27 protein-coding genes and 1 pseudogene are annotated in these 19,506 nt (G+C 42.6%); 21 read left to right on the top strand and 7 right to left on the bottom strand.

Annotation, left to right across the window (positions count from 1 at the left end; translation table 11 throughout):
• Positions 1-52: 52 nt before the first annotated feature.
• A complete protein-coding gene (locus HUS61_RS09455; protein ID WP_054554401.1) occupies positions 53-367 on the top strand; it encodes a Bor family protein in 315 nt (104 codons plus the stop codon).
• Positions 364-687 (top strand): Bor/Iss family lipoprotein, encoded by a 324-nt coding sequence (locus HUS61_RS09450; RefSeq protein ID WP_054562825.1) that lies wholly within the window; start codon positions 364-366, stop codon positions 685-687. The genes HUS61_RS09455 and HUS61_RS09450 overlap by 4 nt, the downstream gene beginning before the upstream one ends.
• Here HUS61_RS09450 and HUS61_RS09445 read toward each other — a convergent pair whose 3' ends face one another.
• Genes HUS61_RS09445 through HUS61_RS09430 form a run of 4 tightly spaced genes read right to left on the bottom strand, consistent with a single transcriptional unit; the run spans position 688 to position 4,551 of the window.
• Positions 688-1,926, bottom strand: coding sequence for an ABC transporter permease (locus HUS61_RS09445; RefSeq protein WP_058586180.1), 1,239 nt, complete (start codon positions 1,924-1,926; stop codon positions 688-690). It abuts the gene before it with no gap.
• Positions 1,919-2,626, bottom strand: a complete 708-nt coding sequence (locus HUS61_RS09440) for an ABC transporter ATP-binding protein (protein WP_054562823.1) — start codon at positions 2,624-2,626, stop codon at positions 1,919-1,921. Before HUS61_RS09440 ends, HUS61_RS09445 begins: the two co-directional genes overlap by 8 nt.
• Positions 2,626-3,792 carry an efflux RND transporter periplasmic adaptor subunit gene (locus HUS61_RS09435; RefSeq protein ID WP_058586181.1) on the bottom strand — a complete coding sequence of 389 codons (1,167 nt, stop codon included), beginning with the start codon at positions 3,790-3,792 and terminating at the stop codon, positions 2,626-2,628. The genes HUS61_RS09440 and HUS61_RS09435 overlap by 1 nt, the downstream gene beginning before the upstream one ends.
• 48 nt (positions 3,793-3,840) lie before the next feature.
• Entirely contained in the window at positions 3,841-4,551 is a 711-nt protein-coding gene (locus HUS61_RS09430) for a YIP1 family protein (protein ID WP_175082979.1), read from the bottom strand.
• A gap of 170 nt (positions 4,552-4,721) precedes the next feature.
• Between HUS61_RS09430 and HUS61_RS09425 the strand changes: the two genes are divergently transcribed.
• Complete coding sequence (locus tag HUS61_RS09425) at positions 4,722-5,615, top strand: aldo/keto reductase (protein ID WP_175083022.1); 894 nt, start codon at positions 4,722-4,724, stop codon at positions 5,613-5,615.
• A 64-nt stretch (positions 5,616-5,679) separates the two neighbouring features.
• On the opposite strand, the gene HUS61_RS09420 is transcribed toward HUS61_RS09425, so the two are convergent.
• From HUS61_RS09420 to HUS61_RS21800, 3 genes and pseudogenes are all read right to left on the bottom strand, one after another.
• Complete coding sequence (locus HUS61_RS09420; RefSeq protein ID WP_130049946.1) at positions 5,680-6,357, bottom strand: TorF family putative porin; 678 nt, start codon at positions 6,355-6,357, stop codon at positions 5,680-5,682.
• Between the two features lie 288 nt (positions 6,358-6,645).
• Entirely contained in the window at positions 6,646-7,812 is a 1,167-nt protein-coding gene (locus HUS61_RS09415; protein ID WP_054563031.1) for a hypothetical protein, read from the bottom strand.
• Between the two features lie 151 nt (positions 7,813-7,963).
• A pseudogene (locus tag HUS61_RS21800) lies at positions 7,964-8,056 on the bottom strand (transcriptional regulator); the annotation flags it as partial.
• A gap of 161 nt (positions 8,057-8,217) precedes the next feature.
• Here HUS61_RS21800 and HUS61_RS09410 point away from each other — a divergent pair.
• From HUS61_RS09410 to rplQ, 18 genes are all read left to right on the top strand, one after another.
• Positions 8,218-10,161 carry an AsmA family protein gene (locus HUS61_RS09410; RefSeq protein ID WP_175082978.1) on the top strand — a complete coding sequence of 648 codons (1,944 nt, stop codon included), beginning with the start codon at positions 8,218-8,220 and terminating at the stop codon, positions 10,159-10,161.
• 275 nt (positions 10,162-10,436) lie between these two features.
• Positions 10,437-10,805 carry a 50S ribosomal protein L14 gene (gene rplN, locus HUS61_RS09405; RefSeq protein ID WP_010378257.1) on the top strand — a complete coding sequence of 123 codons (369 nt, stop codon included), beginning with the start codon at positions 10,437-10,439 and terminating at the stop codon, positions 10,803-10,805.
• Between the two features lie 10 nt (positions 10,806-10,815).
• A complete protein-coding gene (rplX, locus tag HUS61_RS09400) occupies positions 10,816-11,130 on the top strand; it encodes a 50S ribosomal protein L24 (protein ID WP_054554391.1) in 315 nt (104 codons plus the stop codon).
• 16 nt (positions 11,131-11,146) lie between these two features.
• The gene (rplE, locus tag HUS61_RS09395) at positions 11,147-11,686 is read left to right on the top strand and encodes a 50S ribosomal protein L5 (RefSeq protein ID WP_054554390.1); all 540 of its coding nucleotides are present in this window, start codon (positions 11,147-11,149) and stop codon (positions 11,684-11,686) included.
• A gap of 10 nt (positions 11,687-11,696) precedes the next feature.
• Complete coding sequence (gene rpsN, locus HUS61_RS09390) at positions 11,697-12,002, top strand: 30S ribosomal protein S14 (RefSeq protein ID WP_054554389.1); 306 nt, start codon at positions 11,697-11,699, stop codon at positions 12,000-12,002.
• A gap of 21 nt (positions 12,003-12,023) precedes the next feature.
• The gene (gene rpsH, locus HUS61_RS09385; protein ID WP_054554388.1) at positions 12,024-12,416 is read left to right on the top strand and encodes a 30S ribosomal protein S8; all 393 of its coding nucleotides are present in this window, start codon (positions 12,024-12,026) and stop codon (positions 12,414-12,416) included.
• A gap of 13 nt (positions 12,417-12,429) precedes the next feature.
• Entirely contained in the window at positions 12,430-12,963 is a 534-nt protein-coding gene (rplF, locus tag HUS61_RS09380; RefSeq protein WP_054554387.1) for a 50S ribosomal protein L6, read from the top strand.
• 9 nt (positions 12,964-12,972) lie between these two features.
• Positions 12,973-13,323, top strand: coding sequence for a 50S ribosomal protein L18 (gene rplR, locus HUS61_RS09375; RefSeq protein ID WP_036974021.1), 351 nt, complete (start codon positions 12,973-12,975; stop codon positions 13,321-13,323).
• A 9-nt stretch (positions 13,324-13,332) separates the two neighbouring features.
• Positions 13,333-13,839, top strand: a complete 507-nt coding sequence (gene rpsE, locus HUS61_RS09370; protein ID WP_036974018.1) for a 30S ribosomal protein S5 — start codon at positions 13,333-13,335, stop codon at positions 13,837-13,839.
• 3 nt (positions 13,840-13,842) lie between these two features.
• Positions 13,843-14,025, top strand: a complete 183-nt coding sequence (rpmD, locus tag HUS61_RS09365) for a 50S ribosomal protein L30 (protein ID WP_016710201.1) — start codon at positions 13,843-13,845, stop codon at positions 14,023-14,025.
• Positions 14,026-14,029: 4 nt separating this feature from the next.
• The gene (gene rplO, locus HUS61_RS09360) at positions 14,030-14,464 is read left to right on the top strand and encodes a 50S ribosomal protein L15 (protein ID WP_054554386.1); all 435 of its coding nucleotides are present in this window, start codon (positions 14,030-14,032) and stop codon (positions 14,462-14,464) included.
• 10 nt (positions 14,465-14,474) lie between these two features.
• Positions 14,475-15,803, top strand: a complete 1,329-nt coding sequence (gene secY, locus HUS61_RS09355) for a preprotein translocase subunit SecY (protein WP_036974013.1) — start codon at positions 14,475-14,477, stop codon at positions 15,801-15,803.
• 22 nt (positions 15,804-15,825) lie between these two features.
• Positions 15,826-15,939 (top strand): 50S ribosomal protein L36, encoded by a 114-nt coding sequence (gene rpmJ / locus HUS61_RS09350; RefSeq protein WP_002959476.1) that lies wholly within the window; start codon positions 15,826-15,828, stop codon positions 15,937-15,939.
• A gap of 128 nt (positions 15,940-16,067) precedes the next feature.
• Positions 16,068-16,424 (top strand): 30S ribosomal protein S13, encoded by a 357-nt coding sequence (gene rpsM, locus HUS61_RS09345; protein ID WP_054562818.1) that lies wholly within the window; start codon positions 16,068-16,070, stop codon positions 16,422-16,424.
• A 13-nt stretch (positions 16,425-16,437) separates the two neighbouring features.
• Positions 16,438-16,824 (top strand): 30S ribosomal protein S11, encoded by a 387-nt coding sequence (gene rpsK / locus HUS61_RS09340; RefSeq protein ID WP_036974009.1) that lies wholly within the window; start codon positions 16,438-16,440, stop codon positions 16,822-16,824.
• Between the two features lie 21 nt (positions 16,825-16,845).
• Entirely contained in the window at positions 16,846-17,466 is a 621-nt protein-coding gene (rpsD, locus tag HUS61_RS09335) for a 30S ribosomal protein S4 (protein WP_036974007.1), read from the top strand.
• A 24-nt stretch (positions 17,467-17,490) separates the two neighbouring features.
• Positions 17,491-18,477 (top strand): DNA-directed RNA polymerase subunit alpha, encoded by a 987-nt coding sequence (locus HUS61_RS09330; RefSeq protein ID WP_004589198.1) that lies wholly within the window; start codon positions 17,491-17,493, stop codon positions 18,475-18,477.
• Positions 18,478-18,516: 39 nt separating this feature from the next.
• On the top strand, positions 18,517-18,918 hold the full coding sequence (gene rplQ, locus HUS61_RS09325; protein WP_004589197.1) for a 50S ribosomal protein L17: 402 nt from the start codon (positions 18,517-18,519) through the stop codon (positions 18,916-18,918).
• Positions 18,919-19,506: the final 588 nt, after the last annotated feature.

Raw genomic sequence — 19,506 nt, 5'->3', positions numbered from 1 at the left:
ACTCATATTCTTATACTTACTGAGCTTAACAACTCAGACAAAGGAACTACTCATGAAACAAATGGCCTGTATGCTGCTTGCCTTATCGGTGACAGCGTGTTCATCAGTCACCATAGTGCCAGAAAAAACAACCAATAAATTAGCCACTAAAGCTGATTACCAAGATAGCCGCCCATTCTTTTTGTGGGGCCTCGTTGGTGAAGAACGCGTTGATGTAAAGGCTATTTGCCAAGATAAAAAAGTTGCCCAAATGCAATCGCAACAAACATTCGCTGATGGCGCATTAGGACTCGTTACACTCGGAATTTATGCTCCTCACACAGTAAAAGTATGGTGTGAGCAACAAGCACAGGAGCAACAACTATGAAAAGCCTACTAGTAACAACTGTGTTAGTAGCAACCTTAAGTGGTTGCACAAATATCTACTTTGATAATGGCAGTGCTGCACAAGCCAATAAAGCGCCTGCAACAGAGCAATGGCATCATAACTTTGCCGCAGCGCTTTACGAAGGTTCAAAGCCTGTCGACTTATCTGAGGAGTGTCCTGATTCCGAATGGCAAACCGTTCACACTTATAAGTCGTTCACCAATGGCTTAGCTGAAGTTGCAGTAAACCAAGTTGGGCCTATTTGGTACCCGAAAACAGTTGAAATAAGCTGCGCTCAAGTACCTTATAAGCCAGACTAGTTATTCATAACGCAGCGCATCAATTGGGTTTAAGCGTGCCGCTTTAATAGCGGGCGCTAAGCCAAATACAATACCAATCAATGAAGTAAAGCCAAATGACAGCATAATCGCCCAACCCGGTATGTAGGCATCTGGCATGCTCGGCACTGATAACGAAATCAGTGCCGCAGCACCATAACCAATCGCTAAACCAATTAAACCACCAAACAGTGATAGCACCACCGCTTCAACTAAAAATTGCAGCATAATAAAGCCAGGTGTTGCCCCTAATGCTTTCAAGGTGCCGATCACACGGGTACGTTCTGTTACCGAAACCAGCATGATATTCATCACTCCGATACCACCAACTACCAGGCTGATACCCACTATCCCCGCGGTAATTGCGGTAGCACTACCGGTAAATTTATCGATATTAGCACGGGCTTTTTCGGCGGTTTCAAATTCAAAGTCGTCATCTTCACCGTCTTTCAGTTTATGTAATTGACGTAAGATACGGCGAATTTTAGCCAGTACTTGCGCTTCGTTAGCATCGTCTTTCAAACGAAACATCATTTGTACATTGGTATCAACACTGCCGCCTTCTAGCGCACTCATGGTACTTATTGGAATATTAATGTAATCGTCTTGGTCAAAACCTAATAAACTACCTTGTTTTTCAGCAACACCAATAATGCGAAACCACTCACCACCGAGTTTGATATATTCACCTACAGGGTTTTCAGGCAGGTTAAGCTTTTCGATAATTGAAGGACCAATAAACGCCACTCGACGGCGCTTTTCATCATCTTCTGCGCGAATAAACCGCCCGAGTTCTGGGTAGGTGCGATAAGCTTTTTGGTAGTCTTGCTCGGTGCCCATTACCCGTGAAGCATGACTTTTATTGCCATACTCTGCTGCACCAGAAAAGCGCCAAGTAAACATTAGCGCAGTAAAGGTTTCGGCTTCTTTTACGCGGGCTTTTAGAGTTAAAAAGTCGCTATAGGTTAACTTTGCTTGTTGACCTACCATTTCTTTTTCTACGCTAGTGTAAGGTTTTATATTGGTGACATCGGGAGACATATCAGCAAGCTGATCATTAATTTGTTTGGTAAACCCTTGCATAACTGCCACCACGGTCACAACCGCTGCAACACCAATAATAATGCCTAAGCAGGTAAGAGCACTGCGCATCGCATTGGCTTTAATTGCCATCAGTGCGGCTTTTGTACCTTCCATTACAGCGATAGCAGATTTAAACATGTTGTCTTGTTCCTTCGCCTTTACGGGTATCACTAACAACCTTGCCATCAACTAAGCGAATAACACGTTGGCAGTGATCAGCAATATCTTGTTCATGAGTAACCAAAATGATGGTGTGCCCTTCGTTATGAAGCTCATCAAACAGCGCCATGATTTCAGTGGTGGTTTTACTATCTAAGTTACCGGTAGGCTCATCACCAAGTAGAATGTGGGGCTTAGTAACCAGTGCGCGAGCTATAGCGACACGTTGACGTTGGCCACCAGAAAGCTGGCTCGAAAGGTGATTAACCTTATCGCCAAGACCAACTCGTTGTAATGATTCGAGCGCTTGTTGCTTTCGCTCTTTGGCAGAAATAAATCGATACACTAAGGGCTGCATAACATTTTCAAGGGCGGATGCTCGTGGTAATAAGTTAAAGCTTTGAAAAATAAAGCCAACACTTTCATTACGCTGATGAGCAAGCTCCGTTTCGGTCATGCGCTTTACTAGCTTATCTTTTAAATAGTAGTCACCACTGGTGGGAGTATCTAAGCAGCCAAGCAAGTTCATCAGGGTTGATTTACCTGAGCCTGAAGGGCCAATAATGGCAACATACTCATTTTGTGCAATTTCAATATTAATATCATCAAGGGCTTTGAAAACTTGTTCGCCCATTTTGTATTGTTTATTGATATTACTGAGTTTGATCACCGCAGACATTAGTTAGCACCTTTTTCAGGGCTGTTTTTAACGGCTACCGTATCACCCTCTTTTAGTGAGCTAAGTGGTCTAGCAGGGCCTATAACAATACGATCTCCTTTTGCAACACCGCTGGTTAGTGCTTGCTCTATATCTGAAGAAATACCTACCGTTACCGCTGTTTTAGTTACTGTATTATCTGCATTAAGCTTCCAGACAAAGTAGCTATCATCCTCTTTTTGAATCGCTTCAATAGGCAGTTTTAAGCCGTTTTCGGCAATGCTTGTGGCGATTTCTGCGCGGCAGCTCATTCCGGCATAAAGCTGGCGGTCAGTGGCATCAAGCAGTACTTTGACTTTAAATGATAAGCCCTGAGAACCGGCTTGATTTTTTGCTGATGTGCCAATGTTTATTACTTTGCCAGTGAAAGGTTGATTTGGGTAAGCGGCGGCATAGATATCTGCATGTTGGTCTAATTTGATACCGGCAATATCGGTTTCATCCACTCGAAGTTCGGCTAATATTGCGCTTGGATCAGCTACTAACATCAAGTCTGAGCCAATAATGTTAGTTGTTCCCGCAATAACAGTTTCACCTTCTTTAATATTTACCGAAGCAAGTAGGCCACTCATTGGGGCGCGAAACACGCTTTTATTTAAACGGTCTTCAGCAATCAATAACGATGCCTGGGCTTGGTTGTAAGCTTCACGTTTTGCTTCAATATCTATTTTTGCTAAATCGCGGGCATTTTGTAGGTTTTCATATACCTCTTGGCCAGCAAGGCCCACTTCATAAAGCTCTTTCTGGCGGCTTAGTTGACGCTCGATATTTTTCAAGCGGGTTTCGCTATGCTTAATATCGATTTCGGTCGCGCGAAGCACGGCCTTGTTGCGTGCAACTTCAGATTCAAACGCGGTCGTATCTAGGCGCATTAAAATATCACCCTCAGTGACACTTTCACCTTCCTCTACAAACACTTTCGCTACACGGCCTGTCACTTCTGAGCGCAGTTGCACTTGGGTGTTAAAAACTAGGTTGCCAGAGGCTAAAATTGAATCGGCAATATTGCCTTGTTCAACTTCTGCAATATGCATTTCCGGTGCATCTTTATTGCCTGTGACTTGTTTTGAAATCAGTAAAGCGACAAATGCCGTAACAGCGAGGCCAATAATAATGGCTTTTTTCATGTTACTTCCTTGGTAGTTAAGAGCGGCATATTGCCGCTCAAAGCAGAATTAAACGAGCGCGATTACAGTCCAAATACCGTAAATAACAATACTTGGTAGAGCTGCAAACAGTAGCGCTTTATTAAAAGTGAAATTAGTCCAGCTCTTCAAACCGATAGCAGCGATAAAAATGCTCCAAATCGAAAAGATATTGAGACTTTCAAGTAAGGTGTAAAATGGGTGGCCAATTTCTAAACCAATTAAAAGTTGGTTAATCGAAGAGTAGTTCATTAGCGTTTGTGAAATTTGGTTAGTGCTTGCTGTAAGGACTAAGATTAAAAAGCCTAAATAATAAATAACCAAAGGCATCATGGCCCATACACCAAAGCCATACCACGCACCATAACCGTAGTTAGCTTCTGGATCTTGCTTAGATACAAATAGGTAGTAGCCTGCCATTAGGGCATTAATAACAGCTAAACCGATAATGCCACCAAACATAGCAAACCAAACTTGCAAATCTATGGTTTGCTCCATGCTTTGGCGAATCATTTTTTGTTCTGCAATGGTGGCATCAACACTGGCCGCTGCGACTTGTTGATCGATTAAAAACTGCGGGTCAGCTTTATTGTAAAAAGCAAACATGCTGGCAGCCAGAATGCTGGCAAGTAAAATAAAGGCAACAAAAGACCAACCTTTTGCTTCTTTTAAGCCATTAAAGGCTTTGCTCGGGCTGATAAAAATATCAACCAATGCGGTCATGACATTTGAAGATTTCATTTTTTATTCCTTGTTTTATAACATTTGTTTTTAGGTACTAAAATATCCTGTTTAGTAACAAATTAGCAATTTGTTTTGTAACTGTATGTTAACAGCTGTGATTAGTAAATCTGTGATATGGTTAAAAGATTAATTTGAGTCGAATTTATTAGGAATAGTAGGTCGTTATGGTGAATAGCAATGGTCGTTGTATTGATGAGTTGGTATTAGGGTTCTGGCGCTTGCTAGATTGGCAGATAACGCCACAGCAATGCTTAAGTTTTTTAGAAAATGCAATCGATATGGGAGTTTCAAATACTGATCATGCTGACATCTACGGTGAATACGGTTGTGAAGCCGAATTTGGTAAAGCACTTAAACTAAAACCAAGTATTCGTGATGAAATCAAAATAATCACTAAATGTGGTATTAAGCCTGCGTTTGCAAGCCTAGGATTACAAGGCAAAGCAAACCATTATGATTCAAGTGCCGCGCATATAATTGCCTCAGCACAGCAGTCACTTAAAAACTTCAACACTGATCGTTTAGATGTATTACTTATCCATCGCCCTGATTACTTAATGAATGCTGATGAAATGGCACAAGCATTTAATACCCTAAAAGCAAATGGTGACGTGATTGATTTTGGTGTATCTAATTTCACCCCATCGCAATTTAGCTTGTTGCAGTCGCGTTTAGACTTTGAGCTTGTGACTAATCAAATTGAGTTTTCACCTTACGAAATGAAAGCCCTTGATGATGGTAGCTTAGACCAATGCCAATTGCTCGATATCAAACCTATGCTTTGGTCACCATTAGCTGGGGGTCGTATATTCTCAAGTGATGATGAAAAAGCGGTGCGTTTACGTGCAGTGTTGGAGCAGGTTGGGGCTGAAATTGGCGCCACAGCCATTGATCAAGTTGTTTATGCTTGGCTGTTAATGCACCCAAGTGCACCGTCTGTGGTACTTGGTACGGGGAATATTGAGCGTGTTAAATCAGCTGTTGAAGCTAAGCAGCTTACAATGAACCGTGAACAATGGTATCGCATTTGGCAAGGCTCAACCGGGCATAGTGTGCCTTAACGAATAGCCCAAAACGAGAAAAGGGCCTTAACGGCCCTTCGTGTTGCAGCAAGTAACACATTCTTTATAAAGTGAAGTCAACCGCGTAAGCGACATACACTTTTACATCTGAACCATCAATGTCGTTGTCTGAAAGACCGAAAGTAAAGCCGTCTTTCGACACTGAAACACCGTAGTCGATAATGTCATCATCACCAATGAAATCCCCTGAGTAATGACCTAAGTGAAGGGCCATTTCTGCACCGGTACTGCCAACTGGGAAACTGTAGTCAGCATTTAAATATAGAGAGTCACCAAAATCTGTACCGTCACCGCTTGCTGCTGATGTTGCTAGGACTGCTGCACCAAAGGTGAAGCTACCCATGCTAATGCTACCGTAGATTTCAGAGAAGTCTGCATCTGTATAAGATGCTGCATCTGGGTATGCATAATAAATGTAGCCAACATCGTAGCTAAAGGTTTCATTGATTTCACCGCCAAAACCAGCATAAAGGTCTAGCTCGTAAGTCATGTCGTCAGCCCAGCTAGCATTCGATACCCAAGTACCCGCATAAAAGCCAGATTCACTTGCGTAGTCGATACCACCTTGGATTGCAGCATCACCGCCGGTTTGTTCTTGACCACGCCATAAGTAGTTTGAAGTTGCCGCAGCGTTTGCTGTGACTTCTGCATAGCTATATGTTGAGCTCAAAGTTAATAGCGCAAGGGCGCTTGCTGCGACCGTTTTTTTTAGTTTTAGCATGTTTCTGTATCCTGTTGTTATGTTGATTTTGTCCCATTTTCAGATTGCAGTCTGGTTATTATTTGAGGACATTTTCTATGTGTTGTCTGGATACGATATTGCACTGGTTGTGCCAAGTTAATTTCGAATGGGATATTTTATGCTTAAAGGCTTTAAAAACAGGCTTTTAAACTTGTTTAATTGTGAAAAGGATGGTTATTTGAATTGTTCATGCGCACATGTGTGGTGCAAAAAATAACCCGGTTGCACAATTGCGAAGCAACCGGGTTTTGCTTATTTGAGAGTAACTTAGCCGAAAATTGCACGCATTAGAGTAATGGTTTCTTCAACACTGCGGCCTTTTTCAACTTCACTGATGATTGAATCGCGCTTAGCTTTGATATGTTCAGGGATATCATCACTTGCTAATGCTCGGTCCACCAGTATCTCTGCTGATTCTTTGCCACGGCGTACGGTCTTTTTACCTGCTGAGCTTGTGGTACTCTTAGGTTTGTTTAACAACTTAATATAGTTAGAGTTATCAGCGGTACTTTTATCTGCATAATAAAAGAAGCTAGGCAATAGGGCTTTGATTTCAACCAGAGATTGTTCAAGCTCATTTGCTGCACTGGCCATTTTGAACCAAGGCATGCTATGTATTGCTTCGACAACATCTTGCCAGTAGCGCTCAAAATCACGGTTATTAAGCTTAGTAATGCCTAATGCCGCACAAAGGGCATCAAGTTTACTATTTACGATTGGTGTAAACACGTCAGGTCGGCGCATCGCAAGCAAGCGAGTAGCAGGAGCAAGCGTTGGCTTTTCATCGCTGCCATTAAATGCCATGAAGTAAGCAACCATAAAATGCTGATAATGTTCTTGCGTTACTTCACCCTCAAGTGGAATGTGTACAAGCGCCTCATCGAACGCACCAGGTAAATCACTCAACATTTGGTGGAAACCTTTTGCGTTCTTAGTAGAAGCAAACCATTCAACGTCGAAGTTATAGCTGCTTGGATCAAGCGAGGCACTGTGTTTACCTGAAAACGCTAAACGGTCTTCTGGGATCATCTCTTTTAGGGATTGCGATTTAATTGCAGCAATGTAATTAGCCAAGCGTAATTGCTCATCAAGGGCTACAAGCTCTTTATGCTGCTCGATGAAGCCTGCAATAACAGGCCATGGCGCAACCCTTAATGTTTTTAACTGCAAAAAACTGATTGCAGAAATTAATAAGTCATGAAGTTTTTTAAGAGTGGGTAATTGCTTATCTTCTAACAGATCGTAGTTAATGCGATCACGGCTTGCACTTAATAGCTCATAGCACCAACCTAAAAAGTCTTCAGGGTGGTTTTCTACTTTAACTGCCATAAGGTTTAAGCTGATATCAGAGGCTTGCTTGAGGATATTTTGATAAATTTGACTTTCTTGCTCGCCAAGCGCCATTTTTGACGGTGAAATAAGCAGTTTCTTCATGCTTAATCGATACTCCAGTTTTGACCAAATTGGGTTGTTTAATTTTAGTACACAGGGTGCAAAAACAACAGGGTCGTGCATCATACCGAAGTAATGAAATGATGCAATCTTACTGATACTTTATAAGTAAGATTGCGACTGACATGGTTTATTAATCATTGTCATCGAGTGTAAATAATTGCTCAACACAGAGTTCAAAGTGAGCAGCGATTTTTAACGCGATAACCACCGAGGGTATAAAGCGGCCAAGGGATTTTTGTAACCTATAGGTATCAAAAAGTTTCAGCGCTGATTCATATTCTTGTACCTAAGCTTGTTTACAAACCTTTTTATGTGTTGGGCAATGCAATTGCGCCTAACTCCCGCTATGATATGAACATTGTTTGCCCATTTTTAAGGATGATTATGAAAACCTTACTGAAAATCGTTGGTGTCATCTTCGTATTACTGATTGCATTGGTAGTCGCTGCACCATTCCTAATACCTACAGATGCGATATTTAATAAAGTATCGGAGCAAGTAGAGCAAACCACAGGTCGTAGTCTGACTATTAATGGCGATAAAAAGCTGTCGGTATTTCCATCATTAAAACTCGAATTGAATGATGTGCACTTTGCCAATATGCAAACTGGCTCGCAAAAAGATATGGCAAGCATGCAGCAACTTGCTATCCGTATCCCGTGGATGTCATTGTTTGGCGGTGAGTTTAAGCTTGATAAATTCGTTATTAACGAACCAACAATTTTGTTAGAAACCGATAAAAATGGTAAAGCAAACTGGCAATTATTTGACGCGGTTGCTGAGCAACCACAGACCGAGCAGCAAAAGAGTTCTGGCGCTGTTAACTTACCAGATAACTTTGATATCGAACTTGGTGAAGTGGCAATCTACGGTGGTACTTTCACTTATCTAGATGGTAAAACCGGAGCAAAGCAACAGATAAGCGATTTAGAGTTAGCCATCTTACTACCTTCTCTTCGCAAGACCTTAGAATTAAAAGGCGGTATTACCTATATGGGTGAGCGTTTTGATTTAGATGTCACGCTAGATACACCTGTTAAAGCGATTGAAGGCGAAACCTTTAATGTCAGCACTGAGGTTGATTCACGCTTAGTCGATTTAAATTTTAAAGGTGCAATTGCAGAAATGGGTAATGACGTGCAAGGGCTTCTTTCTGTCAGTGGTGACTCAGTAAAAAATATTGCGAGTTGGCAAGGTGTTGAGCTTAATGCAAAAGAAAATGCATTTAATGCCTTTAATGTAAAGGGTTCAATGCACCTAAAAGGACAGCAGTTTAAGCTTACTGAGCTACTTGCCACCCTAGATGAGCTGCAAATTAAAGGTAAAAGCGATATTAAGCTTGGTGATCGTTTAGCTGTGAATGCCGATATTGATTTAGGTATGCTTGATCTAAACCCTTACCTACCAGAGGGCGTAGCTAAAGAAGAACAAGCAGAGCCTGCAGCAGATGCGCCAGCACAGCCAATTGTTTGGGATGATACTGCAATTGATATGAGCGGCTTAAATGCACTTGATGCAAATGTAGTCGTGCGTTCAAGTGGCTTAAAAGCCAATGATATTACCCTTGGTGAAAACCAGTTAACGGTGAACCTAAAAAATGCAGTGGCTAAAATCAGTCTAGACAAGTTTGTTGCTTATGAGGGCAATGGTAACGGTGTGATAACCGTTAACGCCAAGCAAACACCTTATAAAATTAGTACTAACTTTTCTTTAGATAAAATTGATGCACAGCCATTACTAACTGATGCGGCTGGTTTCGATAAGTTAATGGGTAAAGGCTCTTTAAATTGGGATCTAACGACCACAGGTCAAAGCCAAAAGAGCTTTATCAATGCTTTAAATGGTAAGTTAGGCTTTGAGTTTGCTGATGGTGCGGTAAAAGGGGCCAACATTGCAGAGATGGTTCGTAAAGCAAAAGAGCTAATCAAAGGTAACTTAAGCGCAGTATCAGAAGGTTTAGATACTGGCTTTGATAACTCACAGCAAACAGACTTCTCAGCATTGCAGGGCAGTTTTGTATTCACTAACGGTGTTGGTGAAAATAAAGACCTGTCACTACTTAGCCCACTTATTCGTATCACTGGCTCAGGTAAAGTTGATTTACCTATGACGAATGTAGACTACCGCTTAGTAACGGGGATAGTTGATTCAATCGAAGGGCAAGGCACGACAGATGACAGTACCGGCTTTAAAATCCCACTGCGTATCAAAGGCCCATTCCATGATGTTGGTTATAGCTTAGATGTAAGTGATGCGGCTAAAGAAGAAGTCAAAGAAAAAGCTAAAGATAAAATCAAAGACAAATTAAAAGGTCTATTTGGTAATTAATAAAAACTTAATTAAAGTCAAAAACAGGGCGCATTTGCGCCCTGTTTGTTTTATAATCAATAACATTACAGCAAGCTGCTGTAATTCCTCAATGCAGGCATTACGATTAATTCCAAATTAATTAAAAAATAACCTACCACTTCCTTGCCATTGCTGCTACAATTGCCCGCCCTTAAGAGACAACTTGCTTGTTTTTTGAGTGGAATTTAACCGAAATGTCTTGATTTTAAACAAAATTAAGGCGTGTTGTAATTTCTACACCGGAGGTCATTAACATGATCCAAATGCAAACTCAGCTGGACGTTGCTGATAACAGCGGCGCTCGCAAAGTGCAGTGTATTAAAGTCCTTGGCGGTTCGCACCGTCGCTATGCAGCGGTTGGCGATATCATCAAAGTTTCTGTAAAAGAAGCTATTCCTCGCGGTAAAGTGAAGAAAGGTGATGTTAAAAACGCGGTAGTTGTGCGTACTAAAAAAGGCGTTCGTCGTCCGGACGGTTCTTTGATCCGTTTCGATAGCAATGCGGCTGTTATCTTAAACGATAACTTACAGCCAATTGGTACTCGTATCTTCGGCCCTGTGACTCGTGAACTTCGTACTGAAAAGTTCATGAAAATCGTTTCACTAGCACCAGAAGTACTATAAGGAGTCTATCATGGCAGCAAAAATCCGTCGTGATGACGAAGTAATCGTACTAGCAGGCAAAGACAAAGGTAAGCGCGGTAAAGTGCTTTCAGTTGTTGCTGAATCTGGTCGAGTATTTGTCGAAGGCATCAACTTAATCAAGAAGCACCAAAAGCCTGTTCCTCAGTTGAACCAAGCTGGCGGTATTGTTGAGAAAGAAGCGTCTATCGACGTATCAAACGTTGCGATCTACAACTCGGAAACGGGTAAAGCAGATCGTGTAGGTTTCAAGATTGAAGATGGTAAGAAATTACGTATCTTTAAATCTACTGGTAAAACTATCTAATAGTTGGAGTAGAATGATGGCGAAACTGCATGAAGTATATAAAGACAAAGTAGTTGCTGAGCTTCAAGAGAAGTTTGGTTTCAGCTCTGTCATGCAAGTCCCTCAGATCGAAAAGATCACATTAAACATGGGTGTGGGCGAAGCTCTAGCTGACAAGAAGATCCTAGATAACGCTGTTGCGGATCTAGAAGCAATCTCTGGTCAGAAACCTCTAATCACTAAAGCACGCAAATCAGTTGCTGGCTTCAAAGTGCGTGAAGGTTACCCAATTGGTTGTAAAGTAACCCTACGTGGCGAGCGTATGTGGGACTTTTTTGAGCGTTTGGTTTCAATCGCTATCCCACGTATCCGTGACTTCCGTGGTGTAAGTGCTAAGTCTTTTGATGGACGTGGTAACTACAGCATGGGCGTACGTGAGCAAATCATCTTCCCAGAAATCGATTATGATAAAGTAGACCGTGTTCGCGGTATGGATATCACAATCACTACTTCTGCGAAAACAGATGATGAAGGCCGTGCGTTGTTAGAAGCGTTTAACTTCCCATTCAAGAAATAAGGGTAGGGTTATGGCAAAGAATTCTATGAAAGCGCGCGAAGCAAAGCGTGCGAAATTAGTTGCTCAGTTCGCTGAAAAGCGTGCGGCACTAAAAGCTATCATCAGTGATGTTAATACATCTGACGATGATCGTTGGGACGCGGTATTAAAGCTACAAGCTTTACCACGTGATTCTAGCTCTTCGCGTCAACGTAATCGTTGTAACGTTACGGGCCGCCCACATGGTTACCTTCGCAAATTCGGCATGAGCCGTATTAAAGTTCGCGAAGCAGCTATGCGCGGTGAAATTCCTGGCCTTAAAAAGGCTAGCTGGTAATAGTATCACGGGAGTAAGACTATGAGCTTGCAAGATCCTATTGCGGATTTGTTTACACGTATCCGTAACGGTCAGTCAGCGAAGAAAGTATCAGTAACGATGCCAACTTCAAAACTGAAAGTAGCAGTAGCTAAAGTATTAAAAGATGAAGGTTATATCGCAGATTACGCTGTAAGCGGTGAAGCGAAGCCTGAGCTTTCTATCGATTTAAAATATTTCGAAGGCAAAGCTGTTATTGAAAACATCCAGCGTGTTAGCCGCCCTGGTCTACGTATCTATAAGAAACGTGACGAATTACCAAAGGTAATGGGTGGTCTTGGTATCGCTATCGTATCAACTTCTAAAGGCCTAATGACAGACCGCGCAGCACGTAGTGCCGGCGTTGGTGGTGAGATCATTGGCTTTGTAGCTTAATCGGAGGGGAACTATGTCTCGCATAGCAAAGGCACCAATCAATGTTCCTGCCGGTGTAGAAGTTACATTAAAAGGCCAGGACATCACAGTTAAAGGCAAAAACGGTGAATTAACTCGTACTATCAACGACGCTGTTGAAGTACAAGTTAACGACAACGTTATTACAACTTTACCTCGTGAAGGCGTAGCTAATGCATGGGCACAAGCAGGTACTGCTCGCGCTCTAATCAACAACATGGTTGTTGGTACGCATGAAGGTTACGAGAAGAAACTTCAGTTAGTAGGTGTTGGTTACCGTGCAGCAGCTAAGGGCAAAGTATTAGACTTAACTCTTGGTTTCTCACACCCAGTGAATTTCGAAGTACCAGAAGGTATTACGATTGAAACACCAAGCCAAACAGAAGTTCTAGTTAAGGGCGTAGACAAGCAGTTAGTTGGTCAAACAGCTGCTAACATCCGTGCATACCGTAAACCAGAGCCTTATAAAGGTAAAGGTGTTCGTTACGCGGACGAGAATGTACGCCGTAAAGAGGCTAAGAAGAAGTAAGGTAAGACGATGGATAAAAAAACAGCTCGTCTACGTCGTGCTAAACGCACTCGTAGAAATTATATTGAACAAGGCACAACGCGTCTTGTTATCCACCGCACGCCACGTCACATTTACGCTCAAGTAGTTACTGCTGAGGGTACTGTACTGGCTGCTGCTTCTACTGTTGAAAAAGCAATTAGCGAAACAGTTAAAGGCACAGGTAACGTTGCAGCTGCTCAAGCAGTTGGTAAAGCGGTTGCTGAACGTGCAGCTGACAAAGGCATCGAAAAGATTGCTTTTGATCGCAGTGGCTTTAAATATCACGGCCGTGTGAAGGCGCTTGCTGATGCAGCGCGTGAAGCCGGTCTGCAATTCTAGGAGTAGACAATGGCTAACGTAGAAGCAAAGCAACAACAGCCTGATTTGGCTGAAAAGCTAATCGCGGTAAACCGTGTGTCTAAAGTGGTTAAAGGTGGTCGTATCTTTAGCTTCACTGCACTAACAGTAGTTGGTGACGGCGCAGGTAAAGTAGGTTTTGGTTATGGTAAAGCACGTGAAGTTCCAGCTGCTATTCAAAAAGCAATGGAAAAAGCACGTCGCAACATGATCAGTGTAGACCTTAACGGTAACACGCTACAGCACCCAATCAAGGGTCGCCACGCGGGTTCTAAAGTATACATGCAGCCTGCTTCTGAAGGTACAGGTATCATCGCCGGTGGTGCGATGCGTGCAGTACTAGAAGTAACTGGTGTACAGAACGTATTGTCAAAAGCATACGGTTCAACTAACCCGATCAACATCGTTCGTGCAACGATTGCTGCTCTAGAGAACATGAACTCTCCAGAGTCAATCGCTGCTAAACGTGGTCTTAGCGTTGACGAAATCACGGGGTAAACCATGGCTAATAAAACTGTAAAAGTAACACAAGTAAAGAGCTCTATCGGTCGTTTACCGAAGCATAAAGCTACATTACGTGGTCTTGGTCTACGTCGTATCAATCACACTGTTGAGTTAGAAGACACAGCATGTGTGCGTGGTATGATTAACCAAGTTTCTTACATGGTAAAGGTTGAGGGTTAATTCGATGCATTTGAATACACTTTCACCTGCTGCTGGTGCAAAAACTGAAAAGAAACGTCTAGGTCGTGGTATTGGTTCTGGTCTTGGTAAGACTGGTGGCCGTGGTCATAAAGGCCAAAAATCACGTTCTGGCGGTAAAGTACGCGTTGGTTTCGAAGGCGGTCAAATGCCTATGCAACGTCGTCTACCTAAATTTGGTTTCACTTCACGTAAATCATTAGTATCTACTGAAGTTAACCTTTTTGAAATCGCTAAAGTTGAAGGCGATGTAGTAGACGTAAACGCGTTACAAGCAGCTGGTCTAGTTAAAAAGAACATCCAGTTCGTTAAAGTAGTTAAATCTGGCGAAGTTTCACGCGCAGTTACCGTTAAAGGTCTTAAAGTGACTAAAGGTGCTCGCGAAGCTATCGAAGCTGCCGGAGGCAAGGTAGAAGACTAAGGAAGTACTAATGGCTAAACCAGGTCAAGATATGAAAAGTGCACAAAGTGGGCTTTCGGAATTGAAGCGTCGATTACTATTTGTATTAGGTGCTATCATTATTTACCGTCTAGGTTCATTCGTGCCGATCCCTGGGATTGACGCCGCTGTACTTGCCGATTTCTTCGAGCAACAAAAGGGCACCATTGTTGAAATGTTTAACATGTTCAGCGGTGGTGCGCTTGAGCGAGCTTCAGTGTTAGCACTGGGTATTATGCCGTACATCTCGGCTTCGATTATTACGCAACTATTAACGCATATGTATCCGCCGTTTATAGAGCTTAAGAAAGAAGGTGAGCAAGGGCGTAAGAAAATTAGCCAGTACACACGCTACGGCACGCTTGTGCTTGCTACAATCCAATCAATCGGTATTGCTACTAGCTTACCGGGCATGATGGACGGGTTAGTTGTTAACCCAGGCATCGGTTTCTACTTCACTGCTGTAGTGAGTTTAGTAACTGGTACTATGTTCCTAATGTGGTTGGGCGAACAAATTACAGAACGTGGTATCGGTAACGGTATCTCAGTTCTGATTTTTGTTGGTATCGTAGCTAACCTGCCGTCTGCTATTGGTTCGACAGCCGAAATGGCGCGCCAAGGTGATCTGAATGTACTTGTACTGTTATTGATTGCTGTAATCGTATTCGCTGTTACTTACCTAGTTGTATTTTTTGAACGTGGTCAACGTCGTATCGTCGTTAACTATGCAAAGCGTCAACAAGGTCGTCAGGTATTTGCTGCTCAAAGCACGCACTTACCACTGAAAGTAAACATGGCGGGTGTTATTCCACCAATCTTTGCTAGCAGTATAATTCTGTTCCCTGGTACAATTGCAAGCTGGTTCGGCCAGGGTGAAGGTCCGGTCGCTGATGTGCTACAAGCAATCGCTACAACGTTGACTCCAGGTCAACCTTTATATGCGATGGTTTTAGCTGCGGCTATTATCTTCTTCTGCTTTTTCTACACCGCGTTGGTATTTAACCCGCGTGAAACAGCAGATAACCTGAAAAAATCTGGCGCATTTATCCCAGGTATTCGTCCAGGTGAGCAGACATCTAAATACATTGATAAAGTGATGACACGCCTGACATTGGCAGGTGCTTTGTATATAACCTTTATCTGTCTGGTGCCCGAATTCATGACTATGGCATGGCAAACGCCATTCTATTTCGGCGGTACATCAATTTTGATTATCGTTGTTGTAATCATGGACTTTATGGCACAAGTACAGACGCATCTGATGTCACATCAGTATGATTCTGTGCTGAAAAAAGCAAACCTTAAAGGCTACGGTCGATAAGGTCATTTTACGGAGTTGAGCAATGAAAGTACGTGCTTCCGTTAAGAAAATATGCCGTAACTGTAAAGTTATTAAACGTGCTGGTGTAGTACGCGTAATTTGCAGTGAGCCTAAGCACAAGCAAAGGCAAGGCTAATTAAACAGTCGTGCAGGCTGAGTTATTTACTCGGCCTGTGTTTTTAGTTGTGATTTGGTCTTCGTTTGAGTATCCTTACGGGCTTTTCAAACAGATGATTACCAAATTCAAATATAGGAGATGTGTTAGTGGCCCGTATCGCTGGCATTAACGTCCCTGATCATAAACATGCAGTTATCGGTTTAACTGCTATTTATGGCATAGGTAAGACTCGCTCTAAGGAAATCTTAGCAGCGACTGGTATCGCCGAGACCACAAAAATCGGTGAACTTTCAGACGAAACACTTGACGTATTGCGTGAAGCAGTTGGCAAGTACACTGTAGAAGGTGACCTTCGTCGTGAAGTTACATTAAATATCAAGCGCCTTATGGACCTTGGTTGTTTCCGTGGCCTACGTCACCGTCGTTCGTTACCACTACGTGGTCAACGTACTAAGACTAACGCGCGTACTCGTAAGGGTCCTCGCAAGCCTATCAAGAAATAAGGTGGGGTAGATTATGGCTAAAGCACCAATTCGTCGTAAGAAGGTTAAAAAGCAAGTTGCTGATGGTATGGCTCACGTTCATGCTTCTTTCAACAACACTATTGTAACAATTACCGACCGTCAAGGTAATGCACTATCTTGGGCAACAGCAGGTGGTTCAGGTTTCCGTGGTTCACGTAAATCTACTCCATTCGCGGCTCAGGTTGCTGCAGAGCGTGCAGGTACTGCTGCTCAAGAATACGGTTTAAAAAATCTAGAAGTTTTCATCAAAGGTCCAGGTCCAGGTCGTGAATCTGCTGTACGTGCTTTGAATGCTGCTGGTTACCGTATCACCAACATCACTGACGTGACGCCAATCCCTCATAATGGTTGTCGTCCACCGAAGAAACGTCGCGTTTAACAATAGGTTAGGAGAAATAACATGGCAAGATATTTGGGCCCTAAGCTCAAGCTGAGTCGTCGTGAAGGTACTGACCTGTTCCTTAAGAGCGGCGTAAGAGCTATCGACTCTAAGTGTAAACTTGAGACTGCACCTGGTCAGCACGGCGCTCGTAAAGGTCGCTTATCTGATTACGGTTTACAGCTACGTGAAAAGCAAAAAGTACGTCGTATCTACGGTGTATTAGAAAAGCAATTCCGTAACTACTACAAAGAAGCTGCTCGCCTTAAAGGTAATACAGGTGAAAACTTGTTACAGCTTTTAGAGCAACGTTTAGACAATGTTGTATATCGCATGGGTTTTGCTAGCACACGCGCTGAAGCACGTCAGTTAGTAAGCCACAAAGCGATTTTAGTTAATGGTCGTGTAGTGAACATCCCTTCATACGTAATTACTCCAGAAGATACTGTTGTAATCCGTGAGAAGTCAAAAACACAAGCACGTATCATCGCTGCTCTAGAGTTGGCTGAGCAACGTGAAAAGCCGACTTGGGTTGAAGTTGACGGTAAGAAAATGGAAGGTAGCTTCAAGCGCCTACCTGAGCGTTCAGATCTGTCTGCGGACATTAACGAACAACTAATCGTCGAACTTTACTCTAAGTAAAGTTAAGAGTTAAGAGAGGATAAAATGCAGGGTTCTGTTACCGAATTCCTAAAACCAAGGTTAGTCGATATCGACGCTATCAACCCAACGCGTTCTAAAGTAGTTTTAGAACCATTAGAGCGTGGCTTCGGTCACACTTTGGGTAATGCCTTACGCCGTATACTGTTATCATCTATGCCTGGATGTGCAGTAACTGAAGTAGAAATCGACGGTGTATTGCATGAGTACAGCGCGAAAGAGGGCGTACAAGAAGACATCATTGAAATTCTGTTAAACCTTAAAGGTCTAGCAGTAACTTTAGAAGGCAAAGATGAAGTTTTTCTGACCCTGACTAAATCTGGTGTAGGCCCTGTGACTGCGGCTGATATTCAGCACGATGGTGATGTAACTATCGCCAACCCAGATCACGTTATCTGTCACCTTACGACAGATAGCAGCGAGATCAGCATGCGTATTCGTGTTGAGCGCGGTCGCGGTTATGTGCCGGCATCTAGTCGTTTATCCTCTGATGACGATGAGCGTCCAATTGGTCGTCTGCTGCTTGATGCATCATTCAGCCCAGTTGAACGTATTGCGTACTCGGTTGAATCAGCCCGTGTTGAGCAACGTACAGACTTAGACAAGTTAATCATTGATATGGAAACAAACGGCACTTTAGATCCTGAAGAAGCGATCCGCCGTGCGTCTACTATCTTAGCTGAGCAATTAGATGCATTCGTAGATTTACGTGATGTAACTGAGCCAGAAGAGAAAGAAGAGAAGCCAGAATTCGATCCTATTCTGCTTCGTCCAGTTGATGATCTTGAGCTAACAGTACGTTCAGCAAACTGTTTGAAAGCCGAGCAAATTCAATATATCGGTGATTTAGTTCAGCGCACTGAAGTTGAGCTTCTTAAAACGCCTAACTTAGGTAAGAAGTCTCTAACTGAAATTAAAGACGTGCTAGCTTCACGTGGTCTTTCTCTAGGTATGCGCCTAGAAAATTGGCCGCCTGCAAGCCTAGCTGAATAATCTAAATCACTATATTAGTTTAGTTAGAAGGATAGGGTCATGCGCCATCGTAAGAGTGGTCGTCAATTAAACCGTAACAGCAGCCATCGCAAAGCGATGTTCAGCAACATGGCTGGTTCTTTGGTGAAACATGAAATCATCAAAACAACTTTGCCTAAAGCTAAAGAGTTGCGCCGTGTAATTGAACCTTTAATCACACTGGCTAAGACTGACAGTGTAGCAAACCGCCGTTTAGCGTTTGCTCGCACGCGTGATAATGAAGTAGTTGGTAAATTATTCAGCGAAATCGGTCCACGTAATACAGACCGTCCTGGTGGTTACACTCGTATTCTTAAGTGTGGCTTCCGTGCTGGTGATAATGCACCAATGGCTTATATTGAACTAGTTGGTCGCCCAGCGACAAACGAAGAAGTTCAAGAAGACGCGCAGTCTGCAGAGTAAGTCTTAAAGACACCAAAAAGCCGAGCTTATGCTCGGCTTTTTACTTTATAAAATTCACTACTAAAAATTCACTACCAATAAAACAGCTCTATCAACCCCAAACATTACCATACAATCTTGCAGCACCTAGCACCTAGCACCTAGCACCTAGCAATTAAGATCACATATAAAGATCAATTCGCGTTCCTTAATAGATAAATCACCTTCTTTACAACTTAAAAACAAGCTCATTTATAAAATACACTGCCTAAATAGCCATAATACGAGTGATTTAGTACTATTTTCACCCGTTTCGTTCGTATTTTGCGCGAACAGTCATTTTTTTCATAAAAACTTCAAAAAACAGTTGATCTCAATTCGGATCTCCCTATAATGCGCATCCACCGACACGGCGGACTGCTTACAAAAAAGCAAAACGATGAGTTGGTTGAGTCAAGTAAGACTGAGTTTTGAAAAAATAAACTTTTCTCAAAATTAAGTGTTGACAAAAATAACGGCTTGCGTAGAATGCACAGCCCTTGAGACGCGAAAGTATCTCAAACGTTCTTTAACAATATAAAGCAATCATCTGTGTGGGCACTCGTACAG

The organism is Pseudoalteromonas sp. 0802, from assembly GCF_013350085.1.
In the GTDB taxonomy this organism is placed as follows: Bacteria; Pseudomonadota; Gammaproteobacteria; order Enterobacterales; family Alteromonadaceae; genus Pseudoalteromonas.
The sequence above is the reverse complement of the archived record's forward strand: the minus strand, read 5'-3'. Positions and strand labels throughout refer to the sequence as shown.

What these genes read in the sequence shown, in the direction of transcription:
- HUS61_RS09440 (WP_054562823.1), bottom strand. Translation starts at nt 2,626, where the DNA reads ATGTCTGCGGTGATCAAACTCAGTAATATCAATAAACAATACAAAATG.
- HUS61_RS09435 (WP_058586181.1), bottom strand. Translation starts at nt 3,792, where the DNA reads ATGAAAAAAGCCATTATTATTGGCCTCGCTGTTACGGCATTTGTCGCT.
- rpmJ (WP_002959476.1), top strand. Translation starts at nt 15,826, where the DNA reads ATGAAAGTACGTGCTTCCGTTAAGAAAATATGCCGTAACTGTAAAGTT.
- rplE (WP_054554390.1), top strand. Translation starts at nt 11,147, where the DNA reads ATGGCGAAACTGCATGAAGTATATAAAGACAAAGTAGTTGCTGAGCTT.
- HUS61_RS09445 (WP_058586180.1), bottom strand. Translation starts at nt 1,926, where the DNA reads ATGTTTAAATCTGCTATCGCTGTAATGGAAGGTACAAAAGCCGCACTG.
- HUS61_RS09420 (WP_130049946.1), bottom strand. Translation starts at nt 6,357, where the DNA reads ATGCTAAAACTAAAAAAAACGGTCGCAGCAAGCGCCCTTGCGCTATTA.
- rplR (WP_036974021.1), top strand. Translation starts at nt 12,973, where the DNA reads ATGGATAAAAAAACAGCTCGTCTACGTCGTGCTAAACGCACTCGTAGA.
- HUS61_RS09430 (WP_175082979.1), bottom strand. Translation starts at nt 4,551, where the DNA reads ATGAAATCTTCAAATGTCATGACCGCATTGGTTGATATTTTTATCAGC.
- HUS61_RS09455 (WP_054554401.1), top strand. Translation starts at nt 53, where the DNA reads ATGAAACAAATGGCCTGTATGCTGCTTGCCTTATCGGTGACAGCGTGT.
- secY (WP_036974013.1), top strand. Translation starts at nt 14,475, where the DNA reads ATGGCTAAACCAGGTCAAGATATGAAAAGTGCACAAAGTGGGCTTTCG.
- rplO (WP_054554386.1), top strand. Translation starts at nt 14,030, where the DNA reads ATGCATTTGAATACACTTTCACCTGCTGCTGGTGCAAAAACTGAAAAG.
- rpsD (WP_036974007.1), top strand. Translation starts at nt 16,846, where the DNA reads ATGGCAAGATATTTGGGCCCTAAGCTCAAGCTGAGTCGTCGTGAAGGT.
- rplN (WP_010378257.1), top strand. Translation starts at nt 10,437, where the DNA reads ATGATCCAAATGCAAACTCAGCTGGACGTTGCTGATAACAGCGGCGCT.
- rpsN (WP_054554389.1), top strand. Translation starts at nt 11,697, where the DNA reads ATGGCAAAGAATTCTATGAAAGCGCGCGAAGCAAAGCGTGCGAAATTA.
- HUS61_RS09450 (WP_054562825.1), top strand. Translation starts at nt 364, where the DNA reads ATGAAAAGCCTACTAGTAACAACTGTGTTAGTAGCAACCTTAAGTGGT.
- rpmD (WP_016710201.1), top strand. Translation starts at nt 13,843, where the DNA reads ATGGCTAATAAAACTGTAAAAGTAACACAAGTAAAGAGCTCTATCGGT.
- rpsH (WP_054554388.1), top strand. Translation starts at nt 12,024, where the DNA reads ATGAGCTTGCAAGATCCTATTGCGGATTTGTTTACACGTATCCGTAAC.
- HUS61_RS09410 (WP_175082978.1), top strand. Translation starts at nt 8,218, where the DNA reads ATGAAAACCTTACTGAAAATCGTTGGTGTCATCTTCGTATTACTGATT.
- rpsK (WP_036974009.1), top strand. Translation starts at nt 16,438, where the DNA reads ATGGCTAAAGCACCAATTCGTCGTAAGAAGGTTAAAAAGCAAGTTGCT.
- rpsE (WP_036974018.1), top strand. Translation starts at nt 13,333, where the DNA reads ATGGCTAACGTAGAAGCAAAGCAACAACAGCCTGATTTGGCTGAAAAG.
- HUS61_RS09330 (WP_004589198.1), top strand. Translation starts at nt 17,491, where the DNA reads ATGCAGGGTTCTGTTACCGAATTCCTAAAACCAAGGTTAGTCGATATC.
- rplX (WP_054554391.1), top strand. Translation starts at nt 10,816, where the DNA reads ATGGCAGCAAAAATCCGTCGTGATGACGAAGTAATCGTACTAGCAGGC.
- HUS61_RS09415 (WP_054563031.1), bottom strand. Translation starts at nt 7,812, where the DNA reads ATGAAGAAACTGCTTATTTCACCGTCAAAAATGGCGCTTGGCGAGCAA.
- rplF (WP_054554387.1), top strand. Translation starts at nt 12,430, where the DNA reads ATGTCTCGCATAGCAAAGGCACCAATCAATGTTCCTGCCGGTGTAGAA.
- rplQ (WP_004589197.1), top strand. Translation starts at nt 18,517, where the DNA reads ATGCGCCATCGTAAGAGTGGTCGTCAATTAAACCGTAACAGCAGCCAT.